This is a genomic window from Janthinobacterium aestuarii (genome assembly GCF_046113285.1).
Lineage (GTDB): Bacteria > Pseudomonadota > Gammaproteobacteria > Burkholderiales > Burkholderiaceae_D > Janthinobacterium.
In genome coordinates, this window is record NZ_CP142524.1 from 2,375,998 (window position 1) to 2,390,963 (window position 14,966).

General features: G+C 68.1%; 12 protein-coding genes. 5 read left to right on the forward strand and 7 right to left on the reverse strand.

What is annotated here, in order from left to right; translation table 11 throughout:
• Positions 1–52: 52 nt before the first annotated feature.
• Complete coding sequence (locus tag OX462_RS10765; protein WP_409028391.1) at positions 53–451, reverse strand: glycine zipper 2TM domain-containing protein; 399 nt, start codon at positions 449–451, stop codon at positions 53–55.
• A 168-nt stretch (positions 452–619) separates the two neighbouring features.
• Positions 620–1,150 carry a GNAT family N-acetyltransferase gene (locus OX462_RS10770; protein ID WP_070224661.1) on the reverse strand — a complete coding sequence of 177 codons (531 nt, stop codon included), beginning with the start codon at positions 1,148–1,150 and terminating at the stop codon, positions 620–622.
• A 175-nt stretch (positions 1,151–1,325) separates the two neighbouring features.
• Here OX462_RS10770 and OX462_RS10775 point away from each other — a divergent pair, with 175 nt between their 5' ends.
• Positions 1,326–2,774: a M20/M25/M40 family metallo-hydrolase gene (locus tag OX462_RS10775; protein WP_230504746.1), complete on the forward strand. Its 1,449-nt coding sequence runs from the start codon at positions 1,326–1,328 to the stop codon at positions 2,772–2,774.
• A 6-nt stretch (positions 2,775–2,780) separates the two neighbouring features.
• Positions 2,781–3,686, forward strand: coding sequence for a LysR family transcriptional regulator (locus OX462_RS10780; RefSeq protein WP_070224663.1), 906 nt, complete (start codon positions 2,781–2,783; stop codon positions 3,684–3,686).
• Here OX462_RS10780 and OX462_RS10785 read toward each other — a convergent pair.
• The 5 genes from OX462_RS10785 to OX462_RS10805 form a co-directional block, all read right to left on the reverse strand.
• Positions 3,673–5,136, reverse strand: coding sequence for an efflux transporter outer membrane subunit (locus OX462_RS10785; protein WP_409028392.1), 1,464 nt, complete (start codon positions 5,134–5,136; stop codon positions 3,673–3,675). The two genes, OX462_RS10780 and OX462_RS10785, sit on opposite strands and share 14 nt — an antisense overlap.
• A complete protein-coding gene (locus OX462_RS10790) occupies positions 5,133–8,273 on the reverse strand; it encodes an efflux RND transporter permease subunit (protein WP_409028393.1) in 3,141 nt (1,046 codons plus the stop codon). Before OX462_RS10790 ends, OX462_RS10785 begins: the two co-directional genes overlap by 4 nt.
• A 9-nt stretch (positions 8,274–8,282) precedes the next feature.
• Positions 8,283–9,419: an efflux RND transporter periplasmic adaptor subunit gene (locus tag OX462_RS10795; protein WP_409028394.1), complete on the reverse strand. Its 1,137-nt coding sequence runs from the start codon at positions 9,417–9,419 to the stop codon at positions 8,283–8,285.
• Positions 9,416–11,635, reverse strand: coding sequence for a serine O-acetyltransferase EpsC (gene epsC / locus OX462_RS10800; protein ID WP_409028395.1), 2,220 nt, complete (start codon positions 11,633–11,635; stop codon positions 9,416–9,418). The genes OX462_RS10795 and epsC overlap by 4 nt, the downstream gene beginning before the upstream one ends.
• 463 nt (positions 11,636–12,098) lie before the next feature.
• On the reverse strand, positions 12,099–12,956 hold the full coding sequence (locus OX462_RS10805) for an MBL fold metallo-hydrolase (RefSeq protein WP_070220958.1): 858 nt from the start codon (positions 12,954–12,956) through the stop codon (positions 12,099–12,101).
• A 178-nt stretch (positions 12,957–13,134) separates the two neighbouring features.
• On the opposite strand from OX462_RS10805, the gene OX462_RS10810 reads away from it, so the two are divergent.
• The 3 genes from OX462_RS10810 (at position 13,135) to prpB (ending at position 14,959) form a co-directional block, all read left to right on the forward strand.
• Positions 13,135–13,371, forward strand: coding sequence for a hypothetical protein (locus OX462_RS10810; RefSeq protein ID WP_070220955.1), 237 nt, complete (start codon positions 13,135–13,137; stop codon positions 13,369–13,371).
• A gap of 122 nt (positions 13,372–13,493) precedes the next feature.
• The gene (locus OX462_RS10815) at positions 13,494–13,742 is read left to right on the forward strand and encodes a hypothetical protein (protein ID WP_034751890.1); all 249 of its coding nucleotides are present in this window, start codon (positions 13,494–13,496) and stop codon (positions 13,740–13,742) included.
• Positions 13,743–14,071: 329 nt separating this feature from the next.
• Positions 14,072–14,959 (forward strand): methylisocitrate lyase, encoded by an 888-nt coding sequence (prpB, locus tag OX462_RS10820; RefSeq protein ID WP_070220951.1) that lies wholly within the window; start codon positions 14,072–14,074, stop codon positions 14,957–14,959.
• Positions 14,960–14,966: the final 7 nt, after the last annotated feature.

Below are 14,966 nucleotides of genomic sequence, written 5' to 3' on the forward strand. Positions count from 1 at the left end.
AAAAACCTGCGGCAGCAGGCTGGCGCAGGTTTTATATGGTGGCGGGCGTCGCTTAACGGCGATGGCCCCAGCCGTGGCCGTGACCGTGGCCACGGTCATAGTAGTCGTAGCGGCCATGGTCGCGGTAGTAGCCGCGGCCCGGTTGCACGTAGACGACAGCCGGCGGGCCGTAGTAGCGCGGTGGCGGCGCGTAGTACACGGGCTGCGGCGCGGGGGCGTAGTACACCGGTTGCGGCGCAGGCGCGTAATAGGTTTCGCGGTAGCCGCCGCGATAGCCGCCACGGTCGTAGTAGCGGTCATTCGTGCTGATGCTGTTGCCGACTGCGGCGCCCAGTACGCCACCGACGATCGCACCATTGCGTCCGCCGGTGCTGTTGCCAATGGCCGCCCCGACAACGGCGCCTGCAACGGTATTGAAGTCGCGGTCACCGGCGACTGCGGCCGAAGACACAGCCACTGCCGCTACCATTACCGCACCCAGGAGTTTCTTGTTCAACATGGCATTTCCTTCCATTCCGGCGAGATCACAATGATCTGCATGAACTGGACTATATCTGCTGCCGCAAGCTTGTTCCACGTCTAATACAACTTATTACAATCGGGGCGGGGCGGTAACAAGTCAGCGCCGGCGCGCCTGCCATTCTGGACGAAGCAGGCTGTACATTTTGGCGTCGCGCATCACGCCGTTGATAAAGAAAGCCTGGCGTATCAAGCCTTCCTGGGTAAAGCCGTTCTTTTGCGCGATGCGCTCGGAGCCGATGTTCAGCGGGTCCATCAGCAGCTCGAGCCGGTGATACGGATAGGCGCTGAACAGGTAGTCGACCACCAGGCGCGTCGCTTCGCTGATGTAGCCGCGCCCGTCCCGCTGCCGGTCGAACAGGCGGTAACCGATTTCGCGCGAGGCTGGCGTGCGGCTCTTGAAGTGCGTGATCGTGCCGATGATGTGCTGTGAGTGATCTTCGATGAGGAACAATTCGCTGTCTTCGGTGACAAAGCCCGATTGCAGGAAGTCGCGCCGCATGGCCTCGGGCGACTTGAATTGCATGGAGAAAAACTCGCCGCGCGAGGGCAGGTCGTTGACGAGGGAAATATAGGTATTCAGGTCGGCAGCCTGCAAATGCCGGATGGTGCAGAGGGTTCCCTTGAGCATGTCGGTTTCCGGTAGCGATCACGAATCTTCATGGTAATCGACTCTGGGGGCAAGAGGCAATCGGTCCCGTAAAAGTTGCTGCAATGACAGAACAAATACGCTATCGTAGACAGCCGCGCCTTGCCCCTGGCCACGGCGTACCCGCTTCGACCTCGTTGACTGGAACTGACATCACATGCAAATCATCCTGACTGGCGCGCCATTGCGCCGTTCCGTTTTATCCATCGCCCTTGGCTGCATCGTCAGCGCCGGCGCCTTTGCCGCCGCACCGGGCAATACGCCGCAAGCGCTGGCGCAGGTGCGCGACACGGCGCTGCAAAGCGACTGGGCCTACGCCCGCCTGGCCGACATGACGGATTTGATCGGCCCGCGCCTGTCCGGCTCCGCAGGCGCGGCCGCCGCCGTGCAGCAGGTGGCCGACGCCATGCGCCAGCTGGGCGCCACCGTCACCCTGCAGCCCGTGAAAGTGCCGCACTGGGTGCGCGGCGTGGAAACGGCGGAAATCGTCGACTATGCGGGCCGTCCGCAGGGCGTGTCGCAGCGCGTGGTGCTCACGGCCCTGGGCGGCTCGGGCGCCACTGCGGCCGCCGGCCTGACGGCGCCCGTGATCATCGTCAAGAGCCTGGACGAACTCAAGGCACGCGCGCCGGAAGTGAAGGGCGCCATCGTGCTGATCGACACGCCGTTCGACCAGGAGATGGCCGAACGGGGCCTGGCCGGCGTTACCTACGGCCAGGGTTCGCGCGCGCGCTTCCTCGGGCCGAAGGCGGCGGCCGACCTGGGCGCGGCGGCCGCGCTGGTGCGCTCGGTCGGCGGCGCGAACTTCCGCATCCCGCACGCGGGCGCCACGGGCCTCGATGACAACAAGCGCATTCCGGCCGCCGCCGTCACCGTGGAAGACGCCTTGCTGATCGGCCGCCTGGCCGCGCGCGGGCCCTTGAAAATGCACCTGACCCTGACGCCGCAAAACCTGCCGGAAGCGGACAGCTACAACGTGATCGCCGACTGGCCCGGCACGGACAAGGCCGGCGAAGTGGTGGTGGTCTCGGGCCACCTCGATTCCTGGGATCTGGCGACGGGCGCGCACGACGACGGCGCCGGCGTCGTGGCGGCCATGGGCGTGGTGGAAACCTTGAAAAAGCTCGACTACCGCCCGCGCCGCACCATCCGCGTGATCGCCTGGATGAACGAGGAAAACGGCGGCCGTGGCGGCCAGGCCTACTTCGAGGCCCACAAGCAGGCGCTCGGCAAACAATACGCGGCCATCGAGATGGACAGCGGCGCCGGCCGCCCGTTCGGCATCCTCGCCAGCGTGGGGCCGAAGTCGGAAAAACTGTTCGCACCGCTGCGCGCTGCCTTGCTGCCGATGGGCGCGCACGCGTTCACGCGCCGCGACGCGCTGGGCACGGGCGACCTGCACCGCCTGGAAACGGGCGGTGTGCCCAGCTTCGAGCCGCTCGTCGACAGCCACAGCTACTTCCACTACCACCACACGCCGGCCGACACCCTGGACAAGGTCGACCCGGATAACCTCAAGCGCAACGTGGCGCTGATGGCGTCGCTGGCGTGGTTCCTGGCCAATATCGATGGCGAGATCGGCCGCGCGCCGGAGCAGGGCGAGTAAGCGCCAATGTCGCTACCCGATCTGAACCTGTTGATCACCCTCGATGTCCTGCTGGCCGAAGGCAGCGTCACGCGCGCGGCGCGGCGCTTGCGTCTGAGTCCATCGGCCATGAGCCGCGCCCTGGCGCGCCTGCGCGAGACGACCGGCGATCCGCTGCTGGTACGCGCCGGGCGTGAACTGGTGCCCACGCCGCGCGCGCTGGAGCTGCGCGAACGGGTGGGCCGCCTGCTGGGCGAGGCGCTGGCCGTGCTGGGACCGGTGCAAGCACTCGATCCGCGCCAGCTGGCGCAGACGTTCACGCTGCGTGCGAGCGACGGCTTCGTGGAAAATTTCGGCCCGGCCCTGCTCGCGCATATCGGCGCGCAGGCGCCTGGCGTGCGCCTGCGCTTCGTGCAAAAGCTCGACCGCGAAAGCGTGCAGCTGCGCGAGGGCAGCATCGACCTGGAAACGGGCGTGATCGGCAGTCTCACCAGCCCGGAAGTGCGCACGCGCAGGCTGTTCGGCGACCGTTTCGTGGGCGTGGTGCGCAGCGGCCATGCGCTGGCGCAAGGAGCGATCAGCGCCGAGCGCTATGCGGCCGGCCAGCACGTGCTGGTGGCGCGGCGCGACCAGGATACGGGACCGATGGACGACGCGCTGGCCGCGCTGGGATTGCAGCGCACGATCGCCAGCATCGTCGGCGGTTTTACGGCGGCGCTGGCGCTGGCCGCCGGCTCCGACCTGATCGCCACCGTGCCGGAACGGCATACGGGCAATCTGCGTGCCGGCATGTTCAGCTTTGCGCTGCCGCTGGGCATGCCGGACCTGACCGTGTCGCTGATGTGGCATCCGCGCATGGATGCCGACCCCGCCCACCGCTGGCTGCGCGGCTGCGTGGTCGACGCCTGCGCGGCCCGGATCAGCGCCGGCTGATGGCGCCGGCAGCGGCCTGCTGCACGGGCCCGTCGAAGCCGCCGGCCATGGCCGTGTAGCCGCGCGCCGTGGCGATGGCCACGTCGCGGTGCGCCGTCACCAGCTGCTCCTGCGCGGCCAGCGCAATGCGTTCCGCTTCGAGCACGCCGAGCAGGCTTTCTGCGCCTTCCTGATAGCGCACGCGCGCCAGGCGCGCGCTTTCCTGCGCCAGCCGGTGCGCCTCGCGCAGTTCCGCTTGGCGGTTGCGCAATTGCACCCATTGCGCGATGGCGCTGTCGGTTTCCTCCAACGCCAGCGCCAGCGCCTTGTCGAAGCCGGCCTGCGCGGCCTGCACCTCGGCCCCGGCCGCGCGGGCGCGGGCGCGGCGCGTGCCGCCGTCGAACAGCGGCAGGGAAAACGCGGCGCCCGCATGCCAGCGCGCCGCATCGCCGCCATTCCAGTCGCCGGCCACGCCGGAGGCGCCAAACAGCGCGCCCAGGCTGATGCGCGGGAAGCGTTCGGCGATGGCGGCGCCTTCGCGCGCGCTGGCCGCTGCCAGCGCCCGTTCGGCCGCGCGCACGTCGGGCCGGCGCAGCAGCAGGTGAGCCGGCTCATCCGTCAACAAGGTTTGCGGCAGCGTCAGCGGCATCGGCTGGTCGAGCGCCGCCAGTTCCGGCGCATCGAGACGCTGTCCGGTGAGCGTCGCCAGCCGGTTGCGCGCCAGGCGTTCTTCGGCGTTCAGGCTGGGCAGGCGGGCACTGGCCAGGCGCATCTGCGCCTCGGCGCGCATGCGCTCGGCCGGCGCGGCGCGGCCCGCGCTTTCGCGCTCGCGCACCAGTTGCAGGGTGCCGGACTGGTTCGACAGCTGCTCCTGCAGGCTGACGCGCATCTGCTGCGCGCCGCGCAGCACCAGGTAGGCGTCCACCACCTGCGCCAGGATCAGGCGCCGCACATCGTCGCTCACGGCGGCGCGCTCGTCCGACGATGCCTCGGCAGCGGTGATGCTGTGGCGCACGCGGCCGAACAGGTCGAGCTCCCAGCTGAAGACGGCGCTCCACTGCAGCGGCGAGGCGATGTGCGGCTGGCCGCCGCGGCTCTCGATCGCCGCCAGGCGCGCGCGTCCGGCCTGGGCGTCGAGATCCACCGCCGGCAGGCGGGCGCCGCGCGCGGCCTGCGCGAACTCGCGGGCGCTGGCCAGGCGCGCGGCGGCGATGCGCACGTCGTAGTTGTCTTGCCAGGCGCGCTTGACCAGCTGCTCCAGGCTGGCATCGCCCAGTGCCTGCCACCACAGCGCCGGCGGCGCGCCGGCCTGCAGTTCCGGGCCGCCCGCCGAGGGCAGGGCAGACAGTTGCGCCGGATCGAGCGCCCGCGTCGCCGTGGGCGTGCCGGCGCTGCAGCCGGCCAGGGCCAGCATGGCCGCCGCCAGCAGCGGCGCGGCGCGGCGCGTGTTCAAGTGTGTCATGCGGCTCATGCGGCTTCTCCCAGCGCGACCGTGTGCGTGGCCGGCGCCGCGCGGCGGCGGCTCAGCAAGGTGAAAAACAAGGGTGTAAACAACAGGCCCGACAAGGTCACGCCCAGCATGCCGGCGAAGACGGCCGTGCCCATCGACTGGCGCATTTCCGCGCCCGCACCGGAAGACAGCATCAGCGGTATCGCACCCAGCAGGAAAGCCAGCGACGTCATCAGGATGGGACGCAAGCGCGTGCGGGCGGCGGCGATGGCCGCTGCGCGCGCATCGGCGCCGGCCGCCATCGCCTGGCGCGCGAATTCGACAATCAGGATGGCGTTCTTGGCGGCCAGGCCGATCAGCACCACGATGCTGATCTGCGTCAGCACGTTGTTGTCCAGGCCGCGCCACGACACGCCGATCAGCGTGGCCAGCACGCAGCTGGGCACGATCAGCACGACGGACAGGGGCAGCAGCCAGCTTTCAAACAGGGCCGCCAGCAGCAGATACACCAGCAGAACGGCCAGTCCCAGCACCATGCCGGTGCTGGCGCCCGCGTGTTTTTCCTGCAGCGCCAGTTCCGTCCACTCGTAGTCGAAGCCGGCCGGCAGGCGCGCCTTGAGCAGTTCTTCCATCGCGGCGATGGTCTGCCCCGTCGAGTAGCCGGGCCTGGTGCTGCCCTGGATTTCGGCGGCGGGATACAGGTTGTAGCGCGGCACGCGGAACGGCGCCGTTCCTTCGCTGAAGGTGGCCACGCTGCCCAGCGGGACCATGTCGCCGCTGGCGGCGCGCGTCTTGAGTGTGGCCAGGTCGGCCACGCTGCGCCGGTAGGGCGCGTCCGCCTGTGCGGTGACGCGCCAGACCCGGCCCATCAGGTTCATGTCGTTGACAAACACGGGTGCCAGGTAGCTTTGCAGGGTCTCGTTGATGCGCAGCGGCGGCACGCCCAGGTATTCGGCCCTGGTGCTGTCCAGTTCAACCTTGATCTGCGGGCTCATGGCGTTGAACGGCGTGAAGGCGCCCGTCACCGAGGGCAGTTTCCCCGCTTCCTCGGCGATGCCGCGCGCGGCCGCCTGCAAGGCTTGCGGTCCCAGGCCGCCCGTGTCGCGCAGCATCAGCTTGAAGCCGCCGCCGGTGCCGATGCCGCGCACGGAAGGCGGCGGTATGACCATCACGCGCGCCGCGCTGATGGGCGCCAGCTTGCCGCGCAGGGCGCCCAGCATGGCCGGCCCGTCCAGGCCACTGCTGGCGCGCGCGCCGAAGTCCTTGAACATGGTGAAGATGACGGCCGTGTTGGGCGCCGACGTAAACGTGGCGCCGTCGGTGCCGACGAAGGCGGCCGTGTGGGCCACGCCGGGGTGGCTCATCAGGCGTGCCGTGGCGTCCTGCACCACTGCGCTGGTGCGCGCCAGGGTCGAGCCGGCCGGCAGCTGGATCGAGACGATGGCATAGCCGCGGTCCAGCTGCGGCACGAAGCCGCGCGGCGTCGCGTCCAGGCGCCACAGGGTCAGGCCCGCCAGCACGAGGTACACGGGCAGCATCAGCCAGCGCCGCGAGAGGATGCGCCCGGTCAGTTGCACGTAGCCGCCCGTCAGGCGGGAAAAGCCGCGGTTGAAGATGGCCATCCAGCGCGCGCCCAGGCTGTTGGCATCGCGCTGCGGCTTGAGCAGCAGCGCGGCCAGGGCCGGCGACAGCGTCAGCGAGACCAGTGCCGAGATCACGGTGGAGGCGGCGATGGTGACGGCGAACTGGCGGTAGAACATGCCGGAGATGCCATCGATGAAGGCCGTTGGCACGAACACGGCCACCAGCACCAGCGCGATGGCGACCAGCGCGAAGCCCACCTCGTTCATGCTGCGCTGCGCCGCGGCGCCGGGGCTCATGCCGTCCTCCATGTGGCGCTCGACGTTTTCCACCACCACGATGGCGTCATCGACGACGATGCCGATCGCCAGCACCAGGCCGAACAGCGACAGGGTATTGAGGGAATAGCCCATCGCGGCCAGCACCGTGAAGGTGCCGACCAGGGACACGGGAATGGCCAGGATGGGAATGACGGCGGCGCGCCACGAGCCGAGGAACAGCAGCATGGCCAGGCACACCAGCAGTGCCGCCTCGAAGATGGTGTCGCGCACCTTGTCGATCGAGGAACGGATGAATTCGGTCGGATTGTAATAGGCATGGTAGGCGACGTCCTGCGGGAAATCGGCTTCCATTTTGGCCAGCAGCGCCAGCACGCGGTCGCCGGTGGCCAGCGCGTTCGAGCCGGGCAGCAGGCTGATGCTCAGCGCGATGGCCGTGCGGTTGTCGACGAAGCCGCTTTCCGCGTAATCCTGCGCGCCCATCTCGACGCGCGCCACGTCGCGCAGGCGCACCACGCCGCCGTCGGCATGGGCGGCGACGATGATGGCCTCGAATTCGGCCACGTCGCGCAAGCGGCTTTGCGCCTGCACCTGCACCTGGTAGGCGCCATCGCTGCCGCCGGGCGGCTGGTTCAATACCCCGGCGGCGACCTGCGAGTTGGCTTGCCGTACCGCCGCGATCACTTCCGGCGCGCTCAGGCCCAGCGAGGCCACGCGCGCCGGATCGAGCCAGATGCGCATCGAGAAGTCGCGCGCGCCGCGCGTGTAGATGTCGCCGACGCCTTCGATGCGGGCCAGCTGGTCCTTGACGGCGGTGCCGATGAAGTTGGAGATGTACTGCTGGTCGCGCGTGCCTTTCGGCGAATCGAACAGCACTACCATCAGCTGGTCGGGCGAGGCCTTCTTGACGGCCAGACCCAGCCGGCGCACGGCGTCGGGCAGGCGCGCTTCGGCCACCGCCACGCGGTTCTGCACCAGCGACTGCGCCTGTTCGATGTCGGTGCCCGGCTTGAACACCACGCTGATGGTCAGCTTGCCGTCGCCCACCGATTGCGAGGACATGTAGAGCATGCCGTCGACGCCGTTGATTTCCTGTTCGATCGGCGCGGCGACCGTATCGGCGATTTCCTGCGCCGAGGCGCCCGGGTAGCTGGCCTTCACCGTCACCGTGGGCGGCACGATCTCGGGAAACTCCGAGATCGGCAGGCGCATGGCCGACACCGCGCCCACCAGGGTGATGAGGATCGACAGCACGATGGCAAACACGGGACGGCGGATGAAAAATTGGGAAAAGCGCATGGCCGCTCCTTATGCGCCGCTGGCGCGGGGAGCGGCCACGAGCACCTGGTCGCCTGGGCGCACCTTGGCCGCGCCGGAGACGATGACCCGCTCCTGCGGTCCGAGGCCGGACAGCACGATCTGCTTGTCGCCCTGCAGGCCGCCCAGTTCCAGCTTGCGCGGCGCCACCTTGCCCGCCGCGTCCACGATGAACACCATCTTTTTGTTCTGGTCGCTGAGGATGGCGGCGTCGGGCACCAGCAGGCGCTCTTGCGCCGCGCCGACGGGAATGCGCACGCGCGCAAAGCTGCCCGGCATGACGGCGCGGTCGGCGTTGGCCAGGCTGGCGCGCAGGCGCACCGTGCCCGAGCGGGCGCTGATCTCGTTGTCGACAAAATCGACGCTGGCTTCCTGGGCGGGGCCGCCGCCGTCGAGCGCCAGCTGCACCTTGGACGGCAGCCTGCTGTGCTGGCGCAGGCGCTGGAAATCCGCTTCCGACAGGTCGACCGTGGCGCGCACGGGGCTGTGCGCGACGATGGTGGTCAGCACGCCACTTTGCGCGGCGCCGCCGGCCACGTAGTTGCCGACGTCGACGCGGCGGTCCGACACCGTGCCGGCGATGGGCGCGCGCATGGTGGTGAAGGACAGTTCCAGTTCGGCGCTGCGCAATTCCGCCTGGCTCAGCATGACGGCCGCCTGCGCGCCTTCCAGCTCGCCGCGCGCCCGTTCCAGCTCCTCGGTGCTGGCCGCGCCCGTCTTCTGCAGCCGGCTGCTGCGTTCGAACTGGGCCGTGGCCAGCTTGCTGCGCGCATGGGCCTGGGCCAGGCTGGCCCGGGCGCGGTCGCGCGCCGCCGCGAAGGGGCGCGGGTCGATGACGAACAGCGCATCGCCGGCCTTGACCTGCTGGCCATCGCGAAAGGCGATTTGCTGCAAGTAGCCCGATACGCGCGAGCGTACTTCCACGCGCTGCGACGGCTCGATGCGGCCCGTGTAGTCGAGGCTTGCCTGCACCATCGACGTTTCCGGCAGGGCCACGGACACGGTCGGCTTGGGCGGCGGACCGCCAGGCGCGGCCTGGGAGCGGCCGCAGCCGGACAAGGCGGCGCTGCAGGCCAGGGCCAGCAGCAGTGGGACGGGCAGGGACGGGATCGGACGGGGGCGCATCATGCGGGGTCTCCAGAAGGCGTAGGGGGCTTGGCCAGGGCGCGGCCGAGCGCGAAAATGGCCAGCGCGGCGAGTATCAGCGCGCTGGCGACGGCAAAGGTGGCGTGCATGCCACGGATCATGGCGGCAGGCCGGGCGCCAGCGATATCGCCAGCGCCGGCGGCGAAGACGGCGCCCATCACGGAGGCGCCCGTGACGAGGCCCAGATTGCGCGACAGATTGAGCATGCCGGAAATGAGGCCGCGCTGGTCGGGGACGATGTCGCCCATCACGGCGGTATTGTTGGCCGCCTGGAACAGCGCATAGCTGGCCGTGAGCAACATGATCGGTGCGACGTAGCCGGGGATGCCCAGGCTGGCCGGCAGCAGGGACAGCGCCAGGCAGGCGGCGGCCGCGCCGCACAGGCCCGCGCCGCCCATGCGCTGCGCGCCGTAGCGGTCCACCAGCCAGCCGGACGGCACGCCGCAGAACGCCGCCACCAGCGGCCCGGCCGCCAGCACCATGCCGGTGACGGCCGTGCCCAGACACAGGCCGCGCGACAGGTAGAACGGGCCGACCACCAGGGTCGACATCATGACCGTCGACACCAGCATGCTGGTCGCCAGGCCCGCGCTGAGCACGGGCGCGCGCAGCATGGCCAGGCGTATCAGCGGCGCCGGCGCCTTCAGTTCGACGCGGACGAACAGGGCGCCGCCCACGCAGGCGGCCAGCAGCAGGGCTGCGTTGCGCATGCCGAAATGGCCGCGCCCCAGGGTCATGGCCAGCGCGTACGCGGCCAGGGTCAGCGCCAGCAGCAAGGTGCCGCGGTGGTCGAACACGGGCCGCCTGGCGTGCGCGCCGCCCCGGTCAGCCGGCAGGTAACGCCAGGCCAGCAGCAGCGCCACGCCGGCCAGCGGCACGTTGACGAGGAAGATGGCTTGCCAGCCGAAGCGCGCGATCAGCAGGCCGCCCAGCGCGGGCCCGAGCGTGGTGCCGACGGCCGACATGGTGCCGAGCAGGCCCATGGCGCTGCCCGTCCTGGCCTTGGGCACGGTGCTGCCGACGAAGGCCATGGTCAGCGCCATCATGACGGCAGCGCCCAGGCCCTGCAGGGCGCGCGCGGCGACCAGCAGCCACAGGGTGGGCGCCAGGGCGCACAGGATGGAGGCGGCGGCGAACAGGGCGATGCCGGCCAGCAGCAGGCGGCGCCGGCCGATCATGTCGCCGAGGCGGCCCACGCTGACGATCAGCGCGGTGATGGCCAGCAGGTAGGCCAGCACGATCCATTGCACGTCCTGGAACGGCGCATGCAGGGCCCTGGCCATGTCGGGCAGGGCCACGTTGGCGATGCTGGTGCCCAGCGCGGGCAGCAGCATCGACAGGGACAGGCTGGCAAGGGCGCCGCGCACGGGCATGGTGGCGGTGCCGGCCGGGGTGGCCTGCTGGCTTGGAGGTAGGGGTTTTGACGGCGAATTCATAAGGTGGCTTGTCCATCCAATAAGAGTGATTCCATGGTAACGAGGGATTTGGCATGGCGGAAGACGCATCATTTGCACTATATTGTTGCGTTTGACGCCATGTCTGGTGCGTGGGCGGCGCTGCAGCATCTGGCCCATCTCGAAGGCGGGCGGGCTGTCGGCCAGGTGGCAGCGGACGATGCGCCCGGGAATGCCGGCCACCGTGCAATGGGCGGGCACGTCCTGCAGGATCACGCTGCCGGCTGCCGCCTTGCTCATGGTGCCGATTTCGATGTTGCCGAGGATATTGGCGCCCGCGCCCAGCATCACGCCCGAGCGTGTCTTCGGATGGCGGTCGCCATGCTCCTTGCCGGTGCCGCCCAGGGTGACGTTCTGCAGGATGGAGACGTTGTCGTCGACTGCGGCCGTTTCGCCGATGACGATGCCGCTGCCCTGATCGAGCATGATGCCCGCGCCGATGCGCGCGGCCGGATGGATGTCGATGCCGAAGATGCCGGCCGCATGGCTGGACAGGGCAAAGGCGGCCTCGCTGCGGCCCGCCGTCCACAGATGGTGCGCCATGCGGCAGGTTTGCAGCGCGTGAAAACCCTTCAGGTTCAGCCGCGCGTGCAAGCTGTCGGGGCAGGCGGGATCGCGCTGCGCGATGGCCGCAAGGTCGGCCGTGATGCTGGCCAGGATGGGCGGCTGCGTGCTTGGATTGTCCTCGAACAGGGGCCGCAGCACGGCCGGGCGCATATCGCGCGCGCCCAGGCGCTGTGCCAAGATGGCGGCAGCCCGGCGGGGCTGTCGTGCGGCAGTATCAGCTTGGCGAGCTGCTGCGCCATGCCGCGCACCTGCGTCCACACGCCGGGAATGTCGTCGGACTGGCTGGCTGCGGCGGCATCGATGCGGCGCAAGGGCGGCGCAGGCGGCAGGGGGCTGGCATAGGTCAAGTAAGTCATCGTGGTGCCTGTCCAGGCAAAGGAAGGGGGAAAGTGGAGCGCATGGCAACAGGGCCGGCGCCGGCTGGCAAGTGCCCGGGCTCCCGGAAGGCAGGGCCAGGCAATTGCGGATACACGATAAGCCGCCACGAAGGACGAAGCAAATCGTAAATACTGAGCGTGCGGCTCACGATTCCTGATGCTTGGGGAGGCAGCGGCGCATGCCGCGCTGGCGCGCGGGCAGGCGGCGCCAGGGGGAGGTGCGATGAGGCGGGAGGGAGGGGGCGGAGCGTGGCCCCGCGAAATTACAGCGCGTTGAGCGGAATCTTCAGGTAGCGCACGCCATTGTCTTCCGGCTCGGGCAGCTTGCCCGCGTTGATGTTGACCTGGATGGCGGGCAGGATCAGGGTCGGCATGTCGAGGGTGGCGTCGCGGCCCGTGCGCATGGCCACGAATTGTTCTTCCGTGATGCCGTCGCGCAAATGGATGTTGCTTGCGCGCTGTTCCGCCACCGTCACTTCCCAGCGCGGCGCGCGGCCGTTGGGCGGGTAGTCGTGGCACATGAACAGCCGCGTCTGCGGCGGCAGCGCCAGCAAGCGCTGCACGGAGCGGTACAGCAGGGTAGCGGAACCGCCGGGGAAGTCGCAGCGGGCCGAGCCTACGTCCGGCATGAACAAGGTGTCGCCCACGAAAACGGCGTCGCCGATCTGGTACGCCAGGTCGGCCGGCGTGTGGCCGGGCACGTGCAGGGCGCGTACTTCCAGTTTTCCGATATGAAACACCTGGTCGGGCGCGAACAGCTGGTCGAACTGCGAGCCGTCGGCCCTGGCGCCGTCCTGGTGGTAGACGGCGGCGAAGGCCTGCTGCACCGTCTGGATGGCGGCGCCGATGGCCACGTCGCCGCCCAGCTGCTGTTGCAGGTAGGGCGCGGCGGAAAGATGATCGGCGTGCGCATGGGTTTCCAGCAGCCAACGGCACTGCAAGCCGTGTTCGCGCACGAAGGTGATCACCTTGTCGGCCGAGGCGGTTGAAGTGCGGCCCGCCTTCGGGTCGTAATCGAGCACGGAATCGATGATGGCGCAGTCCCGTCCATCCGCTTCGTAGACAACGTAGGTGACGGTGGCGGTGGTCGGGTCGAAGAAAGCTTGGATTTGTGGAGTCATCGCGGCGGCAAGGGACGGGCAAGGGAATGGCATTATATCGCCAGAGTTCGCTAAAAAAATGCTGCAAATTGACATTTGACATGCGAAAAACAGATAAGCGGGCATGCATGCCTCCGTCGCAGCCGTGCGCACGCTCGCGCTTGCAGCATGGTAACCTCATTCTTCCAAGGAGGAATTCATGAACGATATCACTGCACGCAGCGAACAGTACCGCGGTTTTACGATTTCCGTGACCCCGCAAAAAGATAACGACGATTTATGGGATTTTACCTACCGCCTGCAGCGCGACGGTGAGCCGGAAGCGCAGGCGATCACGCGCAGCCGTACCCTGGGCGGCTACGCGGCGCCCGAGACCGCTTGCACGGCGGGCCTGGAAGTGGCCAGGACGGAAGTGGATAATCTGCTGCGTCCTTGAGCCAGCGTAAATCGTTTAGCCTGAAAGTCGGCCTGACCGCGCGCCGGCGCGTGAAACACGTCGCTAGCGGTCCCGCTTCATGCTACGATTTCCAGTATTGAGTCAGTCAAAGGAGGCACCCCATGAATAGCAGTTCTAAAATTCACTATAAAGGCTGGGAAATCGTTCCCCTGGCCGTGCCCACCACCGATGGCAAATGGTCGGCCAGCTGCGACATCGAACGCGCCACGGCGGAAGGCCTGGAGGTGTTCGAAGGCTCGACCATGCAATTCGTGCGCGACGACGAGGAGGGCGCCATTGCCGCCGCCTGCGAAGAAGCCGTGCGCCAGATCGACAACATCATCGCCAATCCGCTGGTGCGGCTGGCGTAGACCCTGCATTTCCAGCAAACCTGCAGCCGGCACCCGCCGGCTGTTTTTTTATGCGCGTCGCCGGTGGCAGTCTCATATGTTTCATGTTTCAATGTTTCAAATGGAATGGTTGAAACATATTTGAAACATCATTGGCCTGAATCGTGACATCGCTGTTCCCTGGCGTGACAACGCGTGCAGCGCCGATGCGTGGCCATTTCCCTGGTTTTCACTGTGCCGTGGCGCATTTTCCGCGCGAGCGCATGGTGCTGGCACGGCATTTGCAATATCAATGTTCATAGCCACTCCGTGAAACATTCGGGACCGTCCGAAACCCATAAGGTGAACACATGACTCAATACTCCGCAGGTGCCGCATTCCGCAAGGCCGTCCAGGAAGAATCCCCGTTGCAAGTCGTCGGCGCCATCAACGCCAACCACGCCTTGCTGGCCAAGCGCGCCGGCTATAAGGCCATCTACCTGTCCGGCGGCGGCGTCGCGGCCGGCTCGCTGGGCTTGCCCGATCTGGGCATTTCCAGCCTGGACGACGTGCTGACCGACATCCGCCGCATCACCGACGTGTGCGATCTGCCGCTGCTGGTCGACGCCGACACGGGCTTCGGCGCCTCAGCCTTCAACGTGGCGCGCACGGTGAAATCGATGATCAAGTTCGGCGCGGCCGGCCTGCACATCGAAGACCAGGTGGGCGCCAAGCGCTGCGGTCACCGTCCGGGCAAGGAAATCGTCAGCAAGGAAGAGATGGTCGACCGCATCAAAGCGGCCGTCGATGCGCGCACGGACCCGAATTTCGTCATCATGGCGCGTACCGATGCGCTGGCCGTCGATGGCCTGGAAGCGGCACTGGAGCGCGCCGTCGCCTGCGTCGAAGCGGGCGCCGACATGATCTTCCCGGAAGCCATCACGGACCTGGACATGTACGCCACGTTCGCCAAGGCCGTCAACGTGCCGATTCTGGCCAACATCACGGAATTCGGTTCCACGCCGCTGTTCACCCTGGACGAGCTGCGCAGCGCCCACGTGGGCCTGGCCCTGTACCCGCTGTCGGCCTTCCGCGCCATGAACAAGGCGGCGGAAAACGTCTACCAGGCGCTGCGCCGCGACGGTACGCAAAAGAACGTCGTCGACACCATGCAGACGCGCATGGAACTGTATGAATCGATCAACTACCATGATTTCGAGCAAAAACTCGACGCGCTGTTCGCCGCGCAAAAGAAATAAGCAGAAA

Bases quoted from the DNA above. Each gene is read 5' to 3' on its own strand.
- OX462_RS10770 (WP_070224661.1), bottom strand. From the start codon at position 1,150: ATGCTCAAGGGAACCCTCTGCACCATCCGGCATTTGCAGGCTGCCGAC.
- OX462_RS10775 (WP_230504746.1), top strand. From the start codon at position 1,326: ATGCAAATCATCCTGACTGGCGCGCCATTGCGCCGTTCCGTTTTATCC.
- OX462_RS10780 (WP_070224663.1), top strand. From the start codon at position 2,781: ATGTCGCTACCCGATCTGAACCTGTTGATCACCCTCGATGTCCTGCTG.
- OX462_RS10785 (WP_409028392.1), bottom strand. From the start codon at position 5,136: ATGAGCCGCATGACACACTTGAACACGCGCCGCGCCGCGCCGCTGCTG.
- OX462_RS10790 (WP_409028393.1), bottom strand. From the start codon at position 8,273: ATGCGCTTTTCCCAATTTTTCATCCGCCGTCCCGTGTTTGCCATCGTG.
- OX462_RS10795 (WP_409028394.1), bottom strand. From the start codon at position 9,419: ATGATGCGCCCCCGTCCGATCCCGTCCCTGCCCGTCCCACTGCTGCTG.
- OX462_RS10805 (WP_070220958.1), bottom strand. From the start codon at position 12,956: ATGACTCCACAAATCCAAGCTTTCTTCGACCCGACCACCGCCACCGTC.
- OX462_RS10810 (WP_070220955.1), top strand. From the start codon at position 13,135: ATGAACGATATCACTGCACGCAGCGAACAGTACCGCGGTTTTACGATT.
- OX462_RS10815 (WP_034751890.1), top strand. From the start codon at position 13,494: ATGAATAGCAGTTCTAAAATTCACTATAAAGGCTGGGAAATCGTTCCC.
- prpB (WP_070220951.1), top strand. From the start codon at position 14,072: ATGACTCAATACTCCGCAGGTGCCGCATTCCGCAAGGCCGTCCAGGAA.